Annotated in this window: 21 protein-coding genes; 17 read left to right on the top strand and 4 right to left on the bottom strand. The window is 45.9% G+C overall.

Annotated elements, in window-relative coordinates; genetic code table 11:
* The first annotated feature begins 65 nt into the window (after positions 1-65).
* Positions 66-821, top strand: coding sequence for an SGNH/GDSL hydrolase family protein (locus tag ABDB98_RS10110; protein ID WP_438420083.1), 756 nt, complete (start codon positions 66-68; stop codon positions 819-821).
* Positions 822-830: 9 nt separating this feature from the next.
* Positions 831-1,394: a YpmS family protein gene (locus ABDB98_RS10105; RefSeq protein WP_016936676.1), complete on the top strand. Its 564-nt coding sequence runs from the start codon at positions 831-833 to the stop codon at positions 1,392-1,394.
* A gap of 51 nt (positions 1,395-1,445) precedes the next feature.
* Here ABDB98_RS10105 and ABDB98_RS10100 read toward each other — a convergent pair whose 3' ends face one another.
* Positions 1,446-1,871, bottom strand: coding sequence for a MarR family transcriptional regulator (locus ABDB98_RS10100; RefSeq protein ID WP_060962506.1), 426 nt, complete (start codon positions 1,869-1,871; stop codon positions 1,446-1,448).
* 128 nt (positions 1,872-1,999) lie between these two features.
* On the opposite strand from ABDB98_RS10100, the gene msrA reads away from it, so the two are divergent.
* Together msrA and msrB are read left to right on the top strand one after the other, a co-directional pair.
* The gene (gene msrA / locus ABDB98_RS10095; protein WP_047474523.1) at positions 2,000-2,533 is read left to right on the top strand and encodes a peptide-methionine (S)-S-oxide reductase MsrA; all 534 of its coding nucleotides are present in this window, start codon (positions 2,000-2,002) and stop codon (positions 2,531-2,533) included.
* Between the two features lies 1 nt (position 2,534).
* Entirely contained in the window at positions 2,535-2,969 is a 435-nt protein-coding gene (gene msrB / locus ABDB98_RS10090; RefSeq protein WP_060962507.1) for a peptide-methionine (R)-S-oxide reductase MsrB, read from the top strand.
* Between the two features lie 40 nt (positions 2,970-3,009).
* Here the strand turns inward: msrB and ABDB98_RS10085 are convergent, their stop codons facing one another.
* Positions 3,010-4,035 (bottom strand): SDR family NAD(P)-dependent oxidoreductase, encoded by a 1,026-nt coding sequence (locus ABDB98_RS10085; RefSeq protein ID WP_438420082.1) that lies wholly within the window; start codon positions 4,033-4,035, stop codon positions 3,010-3,012.
* A 319-nt stretch (positions 4,036-4,354) separates the two neighbouring features.
* On the opposite strand from ABDB98_RS10085, the gene phyC reads away from it, so the two are divergent.
* The gene (gene phyC / locus ABDB98_RS10080; protein ID WP_438420081.1) at positions 4,355-5,506 is read left to right on the top strand and encodes a 3-phytase; all 1,152 of its coding nucleotides are present in this window, start codon (positions 4,355-4,357) and stop codon (positions 5,504-5,506) included.
* A gap of 49 nt (positions 5,507-5,555) precedes the next feature.
* Here the strand turns inward: phyC and ABDB98_RS10075 are convergent, their stop codons facing one another.
* Both ABDB98_RS10075 and ABDB98_RS10070 read right to left on the bottom strand, forming a co-directional pair.
* Positions 5,556-6,512 carry a CgeB family protein gene (locus tag ABDB98_RS10075; protein ID WP_438420080.1) on the bottom strand — a complete coding sequence of 319 codons (957 nt, stop codon included), beginning with the start codon at positions 6,510-6,512 and terminating at the stop codon, positions 5,556-5,558.
* Positions 6,513-6,518: 6 nt separating this feature from the next.
* Positions 6,519-6,950: a hypothetical protein gene (locus tag ABDB98_RS10070; protein ID WP_438420079.1), complete on the bottom strand. Its 432-nt coding sequence runs from the start codon at positions 6,948-6,950 to the stop codon at positions 6,519-6,521.
* A 208-nt stretch (positions 6,951-7,158) separates the two neighbouring features.
* Here ABDB98_RS10070 and cgeC point away from each other — a divergent pair, with 208 nt between their 5' ends.
* The 12 genes from cgeC to ABDB98_RS10010 all read left to right on the top strand — a co-directional run bounded on the left by cgeC (position 7,159) and on the right by ABDB98_RS10010 (position 17,134).
* Positions 7,159-7,458 carry a spore maturation protein CgeC gene (cgeC, locus tag ABDB98_RS10065; RefSeq protein ID WP_366969253.1) on the top strand — a complete coding sequence of 100 codons (300 nt, stop codon included), beginning with the start codon at positions 7,159-7,161 and terminating at the stop codon, positions 7,456-7,458.
* Positions 7,459-7,521: 63 nt separating this feature from the next.
* A complete protein-coding gene (locus ABDB98_RS10060; protein WP_438420078.1) occupies positions 7,522-8,793 on the top strand; it encodes a glycosyltransferase family 2 protein in 1,272 nt (423 codons plus the stop codon).
* A gap of 38 nt (positions 8,794-8,831) precedes the next feature.
* Complete coding sequence (locus tag ABDB98_RS10055) at positions 8,832-9,611, top strand: GNAT family N-acetyltransferase (RefSeq protein WP_438420077.1); 780 nt, start codon at positions 8,832-8,834, stop codon at positions 9,609-9,611.
* Between the two features lie 76 nt (positions 9,612-9,687).
* Positions 9,688-9,825 carry a YjcZ family sporulation protein gene (locus ABDB98_RS10050; RefSeq protein WP_016936649.1) on the top strand — a complete coding sequence of 46 codons (138 nt, stop codon included), beginning with the start codon at positions 9,688-9,690 and terminating at the stop codon, positions 9,823-9,825.
* A gap of 129 nt (positions 9,826-9,954) precedes the next feature.
* The gene (locus ABDB98_RS10045) at positions 9,955-10,401 is read left to right on the top strand and encodes an AraC family transcriptional regulator (RefSeq protein ID WP_438420076.1); all 447 of its coding nucleotides are present in this window, start codon (positions 9,955-9,957) and stop codon (positions 10,399-10,401) included.
* 232 nt (positions 10,402-10,633) lie between these two features.
* The gene (locus ABDB98_RS10040) at positions 10,634-11,965 is read left to right on the top strand and encodes an aspartate aminotransferase family protein (RefSeq protein ID WP_438420075.1); all 1,332 of its coding nucleotides are present in this window, start codon (positions 10,634-10,636) and stop codon (positions 11,963-11,965) included.
* A 6-nt stretch (positions 11,966-11,971) separates the two neighbouring features.
* Positions 11,972-12,661, top strand: a complete 690-nt coding sequence (locus ABDB98_RS10035; protein ID WP_016936646.1) for a CoA transferase subunit A — start codon at positions 11,972-11,974, stop codon at positions 12,659-12,661.
* A complete protein-coding gene (locus ABDB98_RS10030; RefSeq protein ID WP_438420074.1) occupies positions 12,646-13,341 on the top strand; it encodes a 3-oxoacid CoA-transferase subunit B in 696 nt (231 codons plus the stop codon). The genes ABDB98_RS10035 and ABDB98_RS10030 overlap by 16 nt, the downstream gene beginning before the upstream one ends.
* The gene (locus ABDB98_RS10025) at positions 13,313-14,614 is read left to right on the top strand and encodes a peptidase (RefSeq protein ID WP_438420073.1); all 1,302 of its coding nucleotides are present in this window, start codon (positions 13,313-13,315) and stop codon (positions 14,612-14,614) included. Before ABDB98_RS10030 ends, ABDB98_RS10025 begins: the two co-directional genes overlap by 29 nt.
* A complete protein-coding gene (ablB, locus tag ABDB98_RS10020) occupies positions 14,592-15,434 on the top strand; it encodes a putative beta-lysine N-acetyltransferase (RefSeq protein ID WP_438422132.1) in 843 nt (280 codons plus the stop codon). Before ABDB98_RS10025 ends, ablB begins: the two co-directional genes overlap by 23 nt.
* Before the next feature lie 12 nt (positions 15,435-15,446).
* Positions 15,447-16,859: a lysine 2,3-aminomutase gene (gene ablA, locus ABDB98_RS10015; protein ID WP_438420072.1), complete on the top strand. Its 1,413-nt coding sequence runs from the start codon at positions 15,447-15,449 to the stop codon at positions 16,857-16,859.
* Positions 16,856-17,134 (top strand): YokU family protein, encoded by a 279-nt coding sequence (locus tag ABDB98_RS10010; RefSeq protein WP_016936641.1) that lies wholly within the window; start codon positions 16,856-16,858, stop codon positions 17,132-17,134. The genes ablA and ABDB98_RS10010 overlap by 4 nt, the downstream gene beginning before the upstream one ends.
* The last annotated feature ends 41 nt before the right edge of the window (positions 17,135-17,175 follow it).

Here is a 17,175-nt window from a genome sequence, read left to right as displayed (position 1 = left end):
GACATTTTCAAATCTGAAAAAACATGTTACACTTTCCACTAGTAGACGTGGAAGGAGCAACCAGATTGAAGCTGCGAATGTTCTCATTGATCGCCGGACTGGCCTTGCTTTTATCAGCTTGTTCTGTCCAGCGCACCGGTTCTGATGCTGAAGAACCGAAAACGAAAGATCATATTGTCATAGCTGCGGTCGGAGATTCATTAACTGAAGGAGTAGGAGATTCTGACGGTTCAGGATACGTCGGCAAGGTGGCGGATTCCCTTAAGAAAAAGGGACATGTGAAAACGGTAGATATTAAAAATTATGCGGTGCAGGGCGACAAGACGTCTGACCTGCTTAAAAAGCTTGATGATAAAAAAGTGCAGAAATCATTGAAGGGCGCCGACTATATCTTTTTTACCATCGGCGGTAATGATTTAATGAAGGTGCTCCGCCAGAACGTTATGCAGCTGACGGTTCAGCCGTTCCAAAAGGAAGAGAAACCTTTTGAAAAACGGTTCAAGGCGATCATTTCAAAAATACGCAAATACAATCAAAACGCTGAGCTGGTGTATGTCAGCATGTACAATCCGTTCACATTTACGCTGCCTGAGTTAAAAGAGATTAACGGGGTTGTGACTGATTGGAACCAGATCGCCGCAAAAGAGCTGAAAAAAGATCCTCACGCCGCTGCGGTGAATGTGGAAGACTTGTTCAGTCAAAAAAGCGGCAGCAGCCGGATTTCAAAGGATGATGATTTTCATCCGAATGCAAAAGGGTATACACTCATCGCCGATCGATTGTACGGCACTATTGAAAAACAAGGGTTACCAGCAGAATAGGGTGAAATGATGAAGAAATGGAAATCGCTGTTTTTTATTCTTCTTGCACTCAATGTGATTGCCGCCGCGGTCATCGTGACATTGATGGTTATGCCGGGAGAACAGGCGAAAATACAAGATGAGACAAAAAGCGAGTACGGCTTTCACATTACCAGCTCCAAAGAATCACTTGCCAGGTTTGTGAATTCGTACTTAAAAGAGAAGGCATCGAATCAGCTTGACTACAAAGTGGACATCAATAACGACGTGCACGTAGCCGGTAAAATCAAGGCGTTCTCAACATCTATTAATGCGGTTGTCACATTTGAACCGTCCGTACAAAAGAACGGAGATGTGGTTCTGAAAGTGACGAAGTTTTCATTAGGTGAATTAAGCCTTCCGATCAGCTTTGTACTGAATTATATGGACAGCTTTTACGAACTGCCGTCATTTGTGCACGTTCATCCAAGTGATAAAAGCATTGAGGTCCGTCTGTCGGAAATGCCATTAGACAACGGTATGTATGTTAAGGCTGATAAAATCAATCTCGACACGGATGAAATTGAATTTTCCTATTATCATCCGAAGCAATAAGTTTTCATAAAAAAAACACAGATCCTTTCTGGGATTTGTGTTTTTTACGTTTCAGCGTTTTTTATCCAGCTTGCTGAACAGTTTGATTAACGTTGCAAGCTCTTCATCAGAGTAGCAGTCAAACCGTTTAAAAAAGTATTCTGTTTTTTTCTGGTTGAAATGATCGACAATTTTCTCCCCGTCTTCCGTAATATGGATTCTGATAATTCGTCTGTCCTCTTTAGAACGGATGCGGGTGATCCATTCCTTTTCTACTAAAGCGTCAGTCACTGCGGTAATGTGGCTTGCGGAGACCTCAAGAATGGGAGCGAATTCCGTTACTTTTTTAGGTCCTTGTTCACTGAGAATCCACAAAATGGTGAATTCGTTCCTGGACAGCTCTTTATCTAGAATTTCATTAACTTCATTTCTGATTTGTTTAAACACTTTTCGAAGCAAAGCTTCCATATCATACATCATTTGTGTTCTTACTTTCAAAACATGAACCTCCAATATGTAGTCAGCGCGGCATTCATTTAGCTTCCCCTGAAAGCAGAATTATTTTTATTCTGTTTATACATGCTATAATATAATAATACCACGTATGAACAAAGGAGGGCACCCGTATGTCAGAAAAAAAAGAAATCGCCACATTTGCAGGCGGCTGTTTTTGGTGCATGGTGAAGCCGTTTGACGAACAGCCCGGAATTGAAAGAGTGGTGTCCGGTTATACAGGAGGCCATACTGAGAATCCGACTTACGAAGAAGTGTGCAGTGAAACGACCGGTCACAGGGAAGCCGTTCAAATCACATTTCAACCAGACATTTTCCCGTATGAAAAGCTTGTTGAGCTGTTTTGGCAGCAGATCGACCCGACTGACGCAGGAGGCCAGTTTGCGGACCGCGGAAGTTCATATCGGGCGGCGATTTATTACCATAATGATGAACAAAAAGAGATTGCTGAAGCCTCAAAAAAACAGCTTGAAGACAGCGGCATTTTTAAAAAGCCGATCGTGACAGACATTTTAAAGGCTGAGCCTTTTTATGAAGCGGAAGGCTATCATCAGCATTTTTATAAGAAAAATCCTGATCACTACGGGCGCTACCGTGTAGGCTCCGGACGTCAAGGATTTCTGGATGAACATTGGAGGGACAGATAGGATGGCTCTAAATAAAGAAGAAAAAATCAAATCATTAAACCGCATGCAATACGAAGTCACGCAAAACAACGGAACAGAGCCGCCATTTCAAAATGAATTCTGGGATCACAAAGAAGAGGGGCTTTATGTTGATATCATCTCAGGAAAACCCCTGTTTACTTCTCTGGATAAATTCGATTCTCATTGCGGCTGGCCGAGTTTTACCAAACCGATTGAGGAAGAAGAGGTTGACGAAAAACTGGATACAAGCCACGGGATGATCCGGACGGAAGTGAGAAGCAAAACAGCGGACTCCCACTTGGGCCACGTATTTAATGACGGCCCGGGGCCGACCGGTCTCCGTTATTGCATTAACTCTGCGGCACTCCGTTTTATTCCGAAGGACAAGCTGAAGGAAGAAGGCTATGAAACCTATCAGCATTTATTTGAGAAATAGAGCTCAGCAATGAGGCCTGCCGATTTGGACAGGCCTTTTTCTATGCTTTTTTTTCTTCATGTAATCGTTCAATAATCTTTACGACTGTGTCTGTTGTGATGAGCGGCGCTTGATCGGATTGATATCTGGGGAGATTGACCTTCCGGAATTCAGGGTGTTTAGCGGGGTCCGGCAATATCGCGTAAAGATTGCCCCATTCATATAAAGATTCCGTTTCATGAGGAGAGGTCAGTTCTTCGTGAAGTTTCTCCCCGGGGCGTTTTCCTACTTCAACAGCGGCGGGGCGCGGCAGTCCGTGCCGGATCGCATATTCCTCAAACCCGTGAAGCAGTTCTTTAAGCCTCAGGGACTCCATTTTAAAAATAAACGTTTCTCCGCCCTTTGTAATCGCTGCAGATTGCAGGGTAAGCATTGCTGCGTCATCAATCGACATAAAAAACCTCGTCATATTTTTATCCGTAATGGTGAGCGGGCCGCCATCCATCATCTGTTCAAATAATATAGGAATAACAGAACCGCGTGAACCGAGGACATTGCCGAAGCGGACCGAACAAAACAACGTACCGCGGTTTTGAACATGATGATTAGCCTGATGAAACAGCTTCTCGGACAACAGCTTCGTAGCTCCCATTGTGTTCACCGGAGAAACGGCTTTATCGGTACTGATATTAATCACATGCGCCACCTCTTGCAGCAAAGCGGCTTCTGCGACATTTTGTCCGCCGATAAGGTTGGTTTGAATGGCTTCAAACGGATGATCCTCACAAGTCGGAACCTGCTTCAGCGCAGCGGCGTGAAAGACAATATCAACACCTTTCATCACTTGGTTTACTCTTCTGTAGTCACGTACATCGCCGAGCACAAATGACAGTCTTTGTTCATCCGCGTATTTTTGTTTCATCACATATTGTTTGCTGTCATCTTTGCTGAATACAATGACTTCTTTAGGCGTTAAGAGCAAAAGGCGTTTAACAATTTGGCTTCCGATTGACCCTGTCCCGCCGGTGACGAGAACAGTTTTATCGTGAAAAAATGGTTTTAGCTCTACTGCTTGCTGTTTAGGCATGGCTTATCCTCCAACTCTCGTTTCTCTACCATGCATCATATGTTGAACAATTTCAGCGAGTTAATGAAAGCAACCAATAAATCAAAAATTAGAGGAAATCATTAATCTGATGCGCTTTCATTTCGCTTGATCCGATTAATAGAAAAAGAATTACTAACAAATCATTGTACTAAATATTCACTTTTAATTCTGCTCCCGTCTTTTTTTCTTCTCTCACCACGAATTTTCACTTTCTTACATTTTTCACAGAAACTTAACACTGATGGTTCTGTATGTATTTTACAATTGAAGTGCAGGTTTAAAAAAAGGAGGAAGTAAAATGAATCATTCAAAAACACTTTTGTTAACCGCGGCCGCCGGACTGATGCTCACATGCGGTGCCGTTTCTTCTCAGGCCAAGCATAAGCTGTCTGATCCTTATCATTTTACCGTCAATGCGGCGGCGGAAACGGAACCTGTTGATACAGCCGGTGATGCGGCGGACGATCCTGCGATTTGGCTGGACCCCAAAACTCCTCAGAACAGCAAATTGATTACGACCAATAAAAAATCAGGCTTAGTCGTTTACAGCCTTGATGGTAAGATGCTTCATGCCTATAATACCGGGAAACTGAACAATGTTGATATCCGCTATGATTTTCAGTTGAACGGAAAAAAAGTTGATATTGCGGCAGCATCCAACCGGTCTGAAGGGAAAAATACAGTTGAGATCTACGCCATTGACGGAAAGAACGGCACATTGCAAAGCATTACAGATCCAAAAAATCCAATTGCATCAGCAATTGATGAAGTATACGGTTTCAGCTTGTACCACAGTCAAAAAACGGGAAAATATTACGCGATGGTGACAGGAAAAGAGGGCGAATTTGAGCAATATGAATTAAAGGCGGACAAAAATGGATACATATCCGGCAAGAAGGTAAGGGCATTTAAAATGAATTCTCAGACGGAAGGGATGGCAGCAGACGATGAATACGGCAGTCTTTATATCGCGGAAGAAGATGAAGCCATTTGGAAGTTCAGCGCCGAACCGCACGGCGGCAGTAACGGAACGGTTATCGACCGAGCCGACGGCAGGCATTTAACGCCTGATATTGAAGGATTGACGATTTACTACGCTGCTGACGGTAAAGGCTATCTGCTGGCATCAAGTCAGGGAAACAGCAGCTATGCCATTTATGACAGACAAGGACAGAACAAATATGTGGCGGATTTTCGCATTACAGACGGGCCTGAAACAGACGGCACAAGCGATACGGACGGAATTGATGTGCTGGGCTTCGGGCTTGGGCCAAAATATCCGTTCGGTCTTTTTGTCGCACAGGATGGGGAAAATATAGATCACGGTCAAAAGGCAAATCAAAATTTTAAAATAGTGCCATGGGAAAGAATTGCTGATAAAATCGGCTTCCGCCCGCAGGTCAATAAACAGGTTGACCCGCGAAAACTGACCGACAGAAGCGGAAAATAAACATACAAAAAGCAGCTTGGATAAGCTGCTTTTTCATGTGAAGAGCGTTTCATGAGAAAGTATCGGAGCGAATAGCCGTAAGCACGGCCGGAAGCTGGTCATACGTGTAAGCCGGCACTGTCTCTTGATAATTAAGCGCCGCAATTCGTTCACGTTCAGTTGGGTTTGTCATATAAAAATGGATCTTATCCGCAAAATCCGCAAGCCCGCTGTAAGAAACAAAGGATGAAAAAGGGGGCGCGGGAGATAGATCTGTCAGCTGAAATGTCTGACAGGCCGCAATGTCAAAGCTTCTCGTATTTAAACTGATATTTTGGATGCCGTGTCCATTCTGATTGAGCGCAAACCGGTAAGAACGGTGCGGGTTTAAGACCACGTCTGCGCTGTTGTAATACAATGCGGCATGTTCAGGTTCAATCCATTCATCCATTATGAGCACATTTTTCTGTCTGGCGATTGTTTTAGGCAGATGTCTGCGCCATCCCTTCCCGATGATACGAAGCGTATACGGAAGCTTCGCCGCTGCTTTCACGAGCTCAACGCGATTCGGATACGGATATCCGATCAGAAGCAGATTGGTGTGAAGAGAAGCGTCAGGCGCTTGTTTCGTAAAAATCCGCTGATTAACGGGAATCGGGACATAATATACGTGCTGTAAGCCCATTTGCCGGTAAGCATCAAGAGCGTTTTGTTCTATGGTCAAAACGGCATCGGCGAGCGGGGCGATTTTCGCGCTCACATCAAAATAAAAAGGGTCCTCCGTCAGCCATAGATAGACGGGAATCTGCTCTGTTCTCAGCCATTGAAGCCATTCTGACGGAATACGGTCGCCCGCCATCATCAGACTGATGTCGGGTTTGAATGCCCGTATGCTGCTGATTGTATCTTCCTGAAGCTCAGAAACAGAAAAAAAGCGGACGGAGGACTGTAAAAAACTTTCCTCAATCCAGCGGTCAAAATACGTGTAAATGCCTTTATATCCTGAACGGATATATAGAACGTTCATCTGCTGTTACGAAGTGAAGGTGACACTTTCGACTTTGTCAACATCAAGCAATGTTGTAGCAGAGCCTGCCGGTGTAACGGAATTTTCCTGCGTAACATAAACAATTCCGTGAACTTCGTCAAAGAAAACAAATTGAACCGGACCGATCATGTCTCCTGAATCCATCACAATGCTGATAACAGTGCCGGGCTGAACTCTCGCAAAAATCCATCTCGCCGCTAATGAAATGCCGCTTCCTAAAACAGATTGAGCGCTGAGACTGTCTTGCGCAGCTGCTTCATCCACTTTTGCATCAATTGCAGATTCTAATAAATCTTTTATATTGTTTTCCACGTTATCTCCTCCATCTGTGCCGCTAGATATAGCGCTGTTGTCAAATATAGGGTTCAAAAGAGTTTTCAATAGCTTCTTTTTAAGCTCTAAACGATCCTCGCTCATGGGATCATACACCTCCTTTAACGATTTCAACCTCACGTTTATTCATATTCCTGATTGATGTGATTGGTATAAGTCGAATGCCGTTTTGCCGTATTTTTTTCATATTTAATAAAATCGCTGAATTTAGAATCAGGCTTTATCTGTCTATGCAGATTGCAAGCGTGCGACATACGTTGTATAGATGAAAAAAAGAAGGAGAGGAATTATTTTGGATTCAGAAGAAACTGTAAAACACGGGGGTTTTGATGAGGAATTTCATCTTTTACTGCTGCTTCTTCTTTTGGTATCGCGTCAGCCGTCCGGAGATCAATCAGATTTGCGGCGTCAGCTTGTGATGGCAAAAGAGCTTGGAGTTCCTGTTTCACGTGTCAATCTGGTTAACGGCAGCACATTGCAGAACGTGATTGTCAAAGAAGTGCTGTCAGATTTGGCCGTTTTTCAAAATCCTCTCAATAATACGAGATCAAATGTCGCGATTTCAAGCATCGTCAGCTGGGGGGCTTTTTAATAACAGATATCAGGCTCTGTCATTTTCGGAGCCGTTTTTTATGTGTTCAGAAGGGGTGATGGGATGGAAAAGAAGATCTCGATTATCTTAACGAGTTACAACAAACCGGATCTCGTGAAACAGGCGATTGAAAGTGTGTTGCAACAGACCTACAGCAATTGGGAGCTGTTTGTAATGGATGATCATTCAAATGAAGAAACCTCGGCGGCCATCAGTACGTATATAAAAGATCACCGCATATACTATTACAACAGTTTTATCAATCCGGCTGAACGGCTGAAATCGACCCGGTATGCCGTTTTGATTAATGATGCGCTTTCACGGATTAAAGGTGAATACGTCACTTATCTGACGGATGACACCGTATATCATCCGGATAGACTCAGCCGCATGGCGGAAACGCTTAATCAATGCACCGAATTTGATGCCGTCTATTCCAGTCAGAAGGTGGTGCATGTAAACGAGCGCGGAACAGAGCAATTCCACTTTTATCGTTTTGCTGATGACGTGCTTGACCAGGCTGCTTTTATCGTTGATCACTGTTCAGTGATGCACAGGAAGTCATTGCTTCGGCGTGTGAAGGAGAAGTACGGCAGTTTTTGGGACGAAGATGTCATGCATTGGAATCACGGAGACTCTGTTTTTTGGAGCAGGCTCAACACATTTACATCATTTCTGCCGATAAAAGAAGTGTTGGATACGACCTATAAAACACCCCACTCATTCCAGAACACGTATCAATCGCTTCCGTCAGAGCTGGTTGACGGGTCTTTTGTAAAGGGGACGGATCAGAAAGTATACCAGCTTGACCGGAATAAAAGAAAGCTTGTCAATGAGCGCTGGCGACCGCTATATGAAGGAAGAGCCGTCGTCATTCCGGATCCTTTTTTATTTCAATACGAGGAAGAGAACGCTGCCGGTATTCCGAATTTTCAGCTCGTCACGGATCAGTGTCATATCTATTTTGTAGAAGACGGAACGAAAAGGCTGATTGATCTTAATGCCTTACGCTTTTACCAATTTAAACGCCGCGGCATCCTGGCTTTAGAACAGGATGAAATCCAAGCGCTGCCGGACGGTCCGCCGATCAGATGGGAGAGATCGGGCTGTGTTCAGCATCTTCCCGGAAGAATGCTGTTTCGCATTGAACGTGAATTTTATGTTTATTTGAGAGGGGTTCTCCATCCGATCAGTCAGGATGTAGTGAAACGCTTTTTTGCAAATCAGAAGGCGCTACCCATTTCCTTTCAGCAAATTAAACAATTACCAATTGGAAAGCCGTTCTATCCGATGTACGATGAAATTATAAGAAATCTTAATATAACAAAAGGATGAGAGATGCAGTTGGATGTGTAAGGAAAAGGAGAGCTTTTATGACCGATCAATTTGCTAAAACCGAGAAACAATATATTGAGCTTACTTCCGGCATGCAGAGGTTCGAGCATTACAGTGTGTATAGAGACCCTTTGCTGCCGCAGATTTTTTCACATAACTTTGTTCAGCTGCACCGTACATTTCCGTTAGACGGACTGCTTCCGTTTTTTGCGTCTGTTCCGAACATGCTTCAAACCAATTATATTCATGTGAAAGCGTCACCGGAGCACACATTTCCGCTTCTTCTGAAACAAACATTGGTAAAGCAGGGATACGTAGTGGAGGATGAACTGTTTTTCGCAAGGAAGCTGGAAAATGGGGACCGGCAGGCCGGACATCCTCTCACCGCTTGGGGAACGGACAAAAGTCTTGCTGACGGGTCATCTATTATGAACATTTATGATGCCCTTTACATTGGCGAGGCGGCGGCCGAACAAAAGCTTGAGCGGAAATATCCTTTGTATAAGGACGGGACGGTTTTGCTTGTTGTGTGTTACAGCGATGCCTCCAGAACGATTCCGATCGGCTGCGGAGAGCTTTTCATCAACAAAGCGGATAAAACCGCCAAAATTGAAGAAGTTGCAATTCTGGATCAATTTCAGCGGAAAGGCTACGGAACGATATTGATGAACGAGCTGATGGCTGCGGCGAAGCTGAACGGCATGGAAACCGTATACCTTGTGGCGTCCGGGATGGACGGTGTAAACCGCTTTTATGAGAAACTCGGCTTCAAAAGATTTCGGCGTGTGCATACAATTTTTCATTATTTTCTTACATAGATGGGCATTCGCATAAAACAATTGGGAGTTGGCCCGCATACAATGCCGTATATCGTAAGAAGAAAGGGTGATTCGTATGTACGGATACGGATATGGGGGATGCGGCAGTTATGGCTTTGGATACGGCGGCTGCGGAGGCGGAACCAGTACATTCGTGCTGATCGTGGTATTGTTTATTTTATTAATCATTGTCGGTGCGGCTTTTATTTGTTAGACTGAAAAAATCCTATCATGCAAATCAGCCTGCAGAGAACATCACTTCCTGCAGGCTTTTTGTTATGTTCAAAGTCAGCTTGAAAAACATTTTAATACATATTACCTTTCTGAAGAAGGGGGCGAAAATGTGAAAATAACAATTGAAGAATTGCCTGAATCAAGAATTGCTTATTTCCGAAACGTCGGGGAGTATGGCGGAAAGCAAAATAAAGAACTTATGGAGTCTTTTAAAAATTGGGCGCAATTGAATGGCCTGCTTGATCATTCTGTCATTTTAGGAATTCCGCAAGATCATCCGAATCGTACGCCTAAAGAGAAATGCCGCTATGATGTTTGTGCTGTTATTCATCTAGATCATGTGCCTGAACCAGCTCGGATCGGTACATTTTCCGGAGGCAGGTACGCTGTTTTCTTGCTTGATCATACGAAAGAGGCAGTCAGTGGATTTTGGAAAACTGTTTTTTCAGAGATCGAAAAAAATAATCTAATCGTAAGAGATCAGCCCATTATCGAAAGGTACACCTTACAAAAGGTGAATGATCATTTGTGTGAAATATTGGTTCCCATACAGTAAAGAAGACGGGAATTTTCGCCTTCTGCTTATGCCGATTCCGATCAAAATTGCTGTGATGATGAGCTGAGCAGATAAATAGCAGAACTGAGAACGCTCTTCAGGCTGTCGGGACATCTCCGGCAGCCTGTTTTACAAAAAGGTATTTTCTGCAAAAAAAACTTTCTGAAGGATAAGAATGCCGTTATTCATCTGTTCATACAATGAAGCAAATGGGTTTTTGAGGTGGAAAGATATGGGGAGTTATTTAATCAAACCGGAGCTTGACGGGATCTATCCGACAGTCAGCCATGGAAAAGGATCATATGTGTATGATCTGGAGGGGAACAAGTATCTTGACGGGGCATCGGGAGCGGTCACTTGCAATATCGGCCACGGGACGGAGGATATTATACAAGCTTTAAAAGAGCAGCTTGACTCCGTTTCGTTTGTGTATCGCTCGCAATTCACCAGTGCGCCGGCAGAGGAGCTGGCTTTATTTCTGGCTGATCATCTGCCGGGCGGGCTGAATTGGTCATTTTTTGTAAACAGCGGCTCAGAGGCAGTTGAAACAGCGATGAAAATGGCCGTTCAATATTGGCAGGAAAAAGGCCAATACCAAAAATCCGTCTTTTTATCAAGATGGGGCAGTTACCACGGAATTACTTTGGGAGCGCTTTCATTATCAGGGTTTTATGAACGGAGATACCGTTTCACCCAGATGCTTGAACGGTTTCCTGCCGTTTCAGCGCCGAATATGTACCGTTCTGAGCTGCAGGGAGAGGAATTTGTAAAAGCTGCGGCAGATGAGCTGGAAACGGCTGTTAAACGGATCGGCGCCTCATTTATCGCCGGTTTTGTCGCAGAACCGATTGTCGGAGCAGCCGGGGCTGCCATCACTCCGCCGGCAGGCTACTATGAAGCGCTTGAGGATGTCTGCCGCAGGCACCGTATTTTGTTTATCGCGGATGAAGTCATGACGGGGCTCGGAAGAACAGGACGGATGCTTGCTTCTGAGCATTGGGGAATCGTGCCTGATATCGCGGTGCTCGGAAAAGGGTTAGGCGCCGGTTACGCTCCGATTGCGGCAGCCGTTGCCTCTGATGACATCATTGATACGATCAAGCGGGGCTCCGGGGTCATTATGAGCGGGCATACGTACAGCGCCAATCCATACTGTGCAAGAGCGGCGCTTGAGGTGCTTCGCTATGTCAAGAAACATGGGCTGCTTCAGCAGGCAGAGGAAAAAGGCGCAATACTGAGGCGGAAATTAGAACATATCAAAGAACGCAGCGGAGTGATTGGGGATGTCCGCGGTAAAGGCCTTCTGATCGGGGTGGAGTTCGTCAAAGATAAAACGACAAAGGAAGTTTTTTCGAAAAAACAGGCGTTTACAGAAAAAATGATAACAGAAGCAAAAAAACGGGGGCTGCTGATTTATCCTGCAAAGCCCGGCATTGACAGCGGAGAAGGAGATGCCGTTATCATCGCGCCGCCGTTGACGGCTTCCCATGCTGAGCTGGATGAACTGTCAGATCTATTTTCACTAGCTGCAGAAGAAGCAGAAAAAATGATGAAGAGGGATTGAACTGACATGTCTATTTTTCATAAAAAAATCGATATTCATGAAGCAATTGCCGATGTCAAAGACGAATCTGTCATCATGTTCGGCGGTTTCGGGGGTGTGGGGTCTCCTCCGTCATTAATCGAAGCGATTTTAGAAAGCGGCGTTAAAGAGCTGACTGTCATCTGCAACGATGCCGGCTTTCCGGAAATCGGTATTGGCCCGCTTATCGTTCATAAACGGGTGAAACGGCTGATCGCTTCCCATATCGGCTCAAACCCAGTAGCGGGCAGACAAATGACTGACGGAACGCTGGAGGTGGAATTTTCGCCTCAAGGGACGCTTGCCGAACGGATTCGCGCAGGCGGAGCGGGGCTTGGCGGTATTTTAACGGATATCGGGATTGATAACGCAACCGTTTGCGAGAACAAAGAAACTGTAACGATTGACGGAAAACCCTATTTAGTTGAAAAAGCGCTGACGGCTGATTTTGCTTTTGTGTCGGCACATACTGCTGATGAATTCGGGAATTTGACGTATGACAAAACGGCGCGCAACATGAACCCTCTGATGGCGGCTGCGGCCGAAAGAACCTTTGCTGAGGCGGCGGAAATTGTGCAGGCCGGCGAACTTGACAGCGAGCATATTGTAACACCGGGCGTTTTTGTGGAGGGTGTCGTGCAAAGTGAAGGAGTGAAATGGAAATGGGCTTGGGAATAGCGGAAAGAGAGAGTATCGCAAGGCGGGCCGCCAGTGAAATTACCTCAGGTATGATTGTCAACCTGGGGATCGGCATTCCTTCTTTAGTGCCGAACTTTCTGCCGGCCGGCATGGAGGTGATGCTGCAGGCGGAAAACGGCGTTCTTGGGATAGGAGGAAGTCCTGAGCCCGGAGCGGAGGATGAACTCTTATGCAATGCCGCCGGATTTCCCGTCAGTACGGTAAAGGGAGCCTCATATTTTGATTCAGCGCTGTCTTTTGCCATGATCAGAAAAGGGCTGATTGATATTACCATTTTAGGCGCATTGCAGGTCAGCCGGACAGGTGATCTCGCCAACTGGCTCGTCCCGGGGAAAAAAGTGCCGGGAATGGGCGGGGCGATGGAGCTTGCCCAAGGTGCGAAAAAAGTGGTTGTCGTCATGAGCCACACCGATCAGAAGGGCCGGCCGAAATTAGTCGAAAGCTGTTCATTGCCGCTTACGGCCTCGGGCTGTGCAGACCTCATTATTACAGAGAAAGCCGTCATCAGTATAGAGGATGGGACTTTCGTTCTTGAGGAACTGCTGAATGGCTCGACGATAGACGATGTCATCCAAACAACGGATGCCGAAATCAGATTGGGAGAATGTTTTCTGAAAAGGGGGCCTGTCCATGGATCAATTAGAAAAGAAAATAACTGAGTGGGCGGAAGAAAACGCGGCAAAAGCGGTAAGTCTGCTGAAACGGCTGATCGGGGAAAAAAGCACGTTTGGACATGAATTTAACGCACAGGCAGTCGTTTTAGAAAAACTGAGACAGTTTGACATGGATATTGATGTGTGGGAACCGAATGTCAAACAATTGAAAGAGCATCCTTATTTTGTATCGGAACGTAAAGACTTTCATGAAAGCCCGAATATTACCGCCATAAAGAAAGGAGCCGGCGGCGGGAGATCACTGATACTGAACGGACATATTGATGTTGTCCCGGAAGGAAATCCCGCCGCATGGACGTATGAACCGTTTACCGCTGTTGAAAAGGACGGCAAAATTTACGGCCGCGGTTCAACGGATATGAAAGGCGGAAATACAGCTCTCTTGTTTGCATTAGAAGCACTTGAAGCCTGCGGGGTTACGTTAAAAGGAGATGTTCTGTTTCAAAGTGTCGTAGATGAAGAGTGCGGCGGCGCAGGAACGCTTTCGACGGTTATGAGAGGCTATAAGGCTGACGGGGCGCTTATTCCGGAACCGACTAATTTAAAGCTGTTTGTGAAGCAGCAAGGGTCTATGTGGTTCCGCATTACGGTAAGAGGATTGTCCGCACACGGCGGCACCCGCTATGAAGGGGTGAGCGCGATTGAAAAAAGCCTGCATGTCATCACAGCGCTCAAAGAGCTGGAACACGTTCGCAACGCCCGCATCACGGACCCGCTCTACCGGGATGTTCCGATTCCGGTTCCCATTAATATCGGCACCGTCCAAGGCGGAACGTGGCCATCTTCGGTAGCTGACCGTGTCGTGATAGAAGGCAGGTGCGGGATAGCTCCGGATGAAACGCCTGAAGCCGTAAAAGAAGAGCTCGCAAGCTGGCTCAAAGATTTGGAATACCGGGATGAGTGGTTTAAACACCATCCGGCGGAAGTTGAATGGTTTGGAGCTCAGTGGCTTCCGAACGATCTCCCGGATGACCATCCGCTGATTTCCGCTTTGGAATCTTCTTTTGAGAAAATGAAAGGGGCAAAACCGATACGTGAAGCGTCTCCGTGGGGAACGGACGGGGGGCTTTTGCATCATGCGGGGCAGACGCCTGTCATTGTCTTCGGGCCGGGAGAAGTCAAAGCGGCGCACCAGGCAAATGAATATATTGAAGTCCGGGCGTTAATTGATGCCATCAAAATCATTTCTCTTTTTATGATGGAATGGTGCGGGGTGGCAGATGGAGGTGGCAGAGCTGAAAAAGGAACTGAGGGCTGAAAGCGGATCGGCCGAGATTGATGCAGACCGTTTCAACGAGCGGCTCAGGGTCATTCGTTATGACGGGCAGCCCGAGGCGCTTATTCCGGCTGTTTTGGCAGAAGCGAAGCAAGAAGGGGCCCAAAAGGTGATTTTCTTTGCCAAGCGCGGCGATGAGCCGGAACTTGTCAAGCATCTCTTTATTCATGAGGGGGTTATAGACGGATATTACAATGGACATGAGGCTGCTGTGATGGTGCGTTATTTATCAGAGAAACGGAGACAGTCAGATTCATATGTATCGGAAGATTCGACTGTTGACCGTTTATATGAGACACCGCGGCGGGAACTGACCCAGACAGAAAGCAAGCTCATATTCAGAAAAGCGGATGAAGATGATGCAGACAGCTTATCGCACTTATATAAACATGTTTTTCTCACCTATCCTACTCCTGTCTTTAACCCCCTTTATATAAAAAAAACAATGAGAGAAAACACCATCTATTATGCCGCCTTCGATCAGGAACGTCTTATCGGCGCGGCAAGCGCGGATCTCAATCCCGTATTGGGGCACGCTGAAATGACCGATTGCGCAGTTCTGTCAGATTACAGAGGAAATTCCGTAACGGCACACCTGTTCAAAGCCTTGGAGCAGGAACTTTCGGGCCGGGGAACCATTCATCTTTTTTCCTTGGCCCGTGCAGCCTCTTACGGGATGAATGCCGTTTTGTATCATGCGGGATACGGCTACAGAGGCAGGCTTGTGAACAACTGCCGGATTTCAGAAGGGCTCGAAAATATGAATATATGGTGCAAGACATTACGTTTCAGCCATTCATAAGGAGGAATTCGTTTGACAAATAAATGGTTTCAGCCGAAGCGTCATTGGAAGGAGATTGAATTATGGAAGGATGTGCCGGAAGAAAAGTGGAATGATTGGCTGTGGCAGCTCACTCATACTGTAAGAACCGTCGATGACCTGAAAAAAGTCATTCATTTGACAGAGGAGGAAGAAGAAGGCGTCAGAATGTCTGTAAAAACGATTCCTCTGAACATTACGCCTTATTATGCTTCCTTAATGGATCCCGATAACCCGAGATGTCCGATCCGCATGCAGTCCGTGCCGCTGTCAGAAGAAATGCACAAAACGAAATATGACCTCGAAGATCCGCTGTTTGAAGATGAAGATTCGCCAGTGCCCGGCCTTACGCACCGCTATCCCGACCGCGTTCTTTTTCTCGTGACAAACCAATGCTCGATGTACTGCCGGTACTGCACCAGAAGGCGCTTTTCCGGGCAGATCGGGATGGGCGTGCCGAAAAAACAGCTTGATGCGGCGATCGCTTATATTCGGGAAACGCCTGAAATACGTGACTGTCTCATTTCCGGCGGTGACGGGCTTTTAATTAACGATCAGATTCTCGAATATATTTTGAAAAACCTTCGCGACATTCCTCACCTCGAAATTATCCGGATCGGAACGAGAGCGCCTGTCGTTTTTCCGCAGCGGATAACGGATAACCTTTGTCAGATTCTGAAAAAATATCATCCGGTCTGGCTGAACACCCATTTTAATACGAGCATCGAACTGACGGAAGAATCGGTTGAGGCGTGTGAAAAGCTTGTCAACGCAGGTGTTCCGGTCGGAAACCAGGCCGTTATTTTGGCGGGCATTAACGATTCGGTGCCGATTATGAAAAAGCTCATGCATGATTTAGTGAAAATCCGCGTCCGCCCGTACTATATTTATCAATGTGATTTGTCAGAGGGAATCGGTCATTTCAGAGCGCCCGTGTCAAAAGGTCTGGAAATCATTGAAGGGCTGAGGGGGCATACGACGGGTTTTGCCGTGCCGACTTTTGTCGTCGATGCCCCAGGCGGAGGCGGAAAAATTGCCCTGCAGCCGAACTATTTGCTCTCCCAAAGTCCGGAGAAAGTTGTGATCAGAAACTTTGAAGGGGTGATTACATCTTATCCCGAACCGGAAAACTATATCCCGAATCAAGCCGACGACTATTTTGAATCTGTTTTTCCGGGAACGATGGCCAAACGCGAACCGGTCGGACTAAGCGCTATTTTCGCGGATAAAGAGGTCTCTTTTACACCGGAAAATGTATCGAGAATCAGCAGGAGGAAAGCGTTTACTTCTAACCCTGATCATGAAACGCTGAAAGACCGGAGGGAAAAGAGAGATGAATTAAAAGAAAAGAAATTTATAGCACAGCAGAAAAAAGAAGGCTCGGAAGTCGGAGGTGAATCGCCGTGAAGCCATGCGAGTGGTGCGGCAATCAGAAGGCGTCAGCTTGTCAGTCGGCTGTATACTGGGAGCTTCCTGACGGTACGAGGGCCATAGAAATTACAGACACACCCGCGTTCGCTTGTTCTTCCTGCGGCATGACGTATCAGGAGGAAGCGGTCATAGGCGAAATCGAAAATCAGCTTTTTTTAGTCGACGCCAAAAAATTACCGGAAACACTCACATATCAAGAGCTGATGCAGACAGAACGGATATTGAAACGGAATTATTTTGACTTCTCCTAGTCTTCTTTTGTTGTAATTTCACTTTTGAAATGTATAATAGT

Source organism: Bacillus siamensis (genome assembly GCF_051628075.1).
Taxonomy (GTDB): domain Bacteria; phylum Bacillota; class Bacilli; order Bacillales; family Bacillaceae; genus Bacillus; species Bacillus siamensis.
Note: the sequence above shows the minus strand (reverse complement) of the source record. Positions and strands in the feature narration are given on the sequence as shown.

Coding starts and splice junctions, on each gene's coding strand:
- msrA (WP_047474523.1), top strand. CDS start 2,000: ATGTCAGAAAAAAAAGAAATCGCCACATTTGCAGGCGGCTGTTTTTGG.
- ABDB98_RS10035 (WP_016936646.1), top strand. CDS start 11,972: ATGTCTATTTTTCATAAAAAAATCGATATTCATGAAGCAATTGCCGAT.
- ABDB98_RS10040 (WP_438420075.1), top strand. CDS start 10,634: ATGGGGAGTTATTTAATCAAACCGGAGCTTGACGGGATCTATCCGACA.
- ABDB98_RS10070 (WP_438420079.1), bottom strand. CDS start 6,950: ATGAGCGAGGATCGTTTAGAGCTTAAAAAGAAGCTATTGAAAACTCTT.
- ABDB98_RS10055 (WP_438420077.1), top strand. CDS start 8,832: ATGACCGATCAATTTGCTAAAACCGAGAAACAATATATTGAGCTTACT.
- msrB (WP_060962507.1), top strand. CDS start 2,535: ATGGCTCTAAATAAAGAAGAAAAAATCAAATCATTAAACCGCATGCAA.
- ABDB98_RS10085 (WP_438420082.1), bottom strand. CDS start 4,035: ATGCCTAAACAGCAAGCAGTAGAGCTAAAACCATTTTTTCACGATAAA.
- ABDB98_RS10075 (WP_438420080.1), bottom strand. CDS start 6,512: ATGAACGTTCTATATATCCGTTCAGGATATAAAGGCATTTACACGTAT.
- ABDB98_RS10050 (WP_016936649.1), top strand. CDS start 9,688: ATGTACGGATACGGATATGGGGGATGCGGCAGTTATGGCTTTGGATAC.
- ABDB98_RS10025 (WP_438420073.1), top strand. CDS start 13,313: ATGGATCAATTAGAAAAGAAAATAACTGAGTGGGCGGAAGAAAACGCG.
- ABDB98_RS10105 (WP_016936676.1), top strand. CDS start 831: ATGAAGAAATGGAAATCGCTGTTTTTTATTCTTCTTGCACTCAATGTG.
- ABDB98_RS10060 (WP_438420078.1), top strand. CDS start 7,522: ATGGAAAAGAAGATCTCGATTATCTTAACGAGTTACAACAAACCGGAT.
- ABDB98_RS10030 (WP_438420074.1), top strand. CDS start 12,646: ATGGGCTTGGGAATAGCGGAAAGAGAGAGTATCGCAAGGCGGGCCGCC.
- phyC (WP_438420081.1), top strand. CDS start 4,355: ATGAATCATTCAAAAACACTTTTGTTAACCGCGGCCGCCGGACTGATG.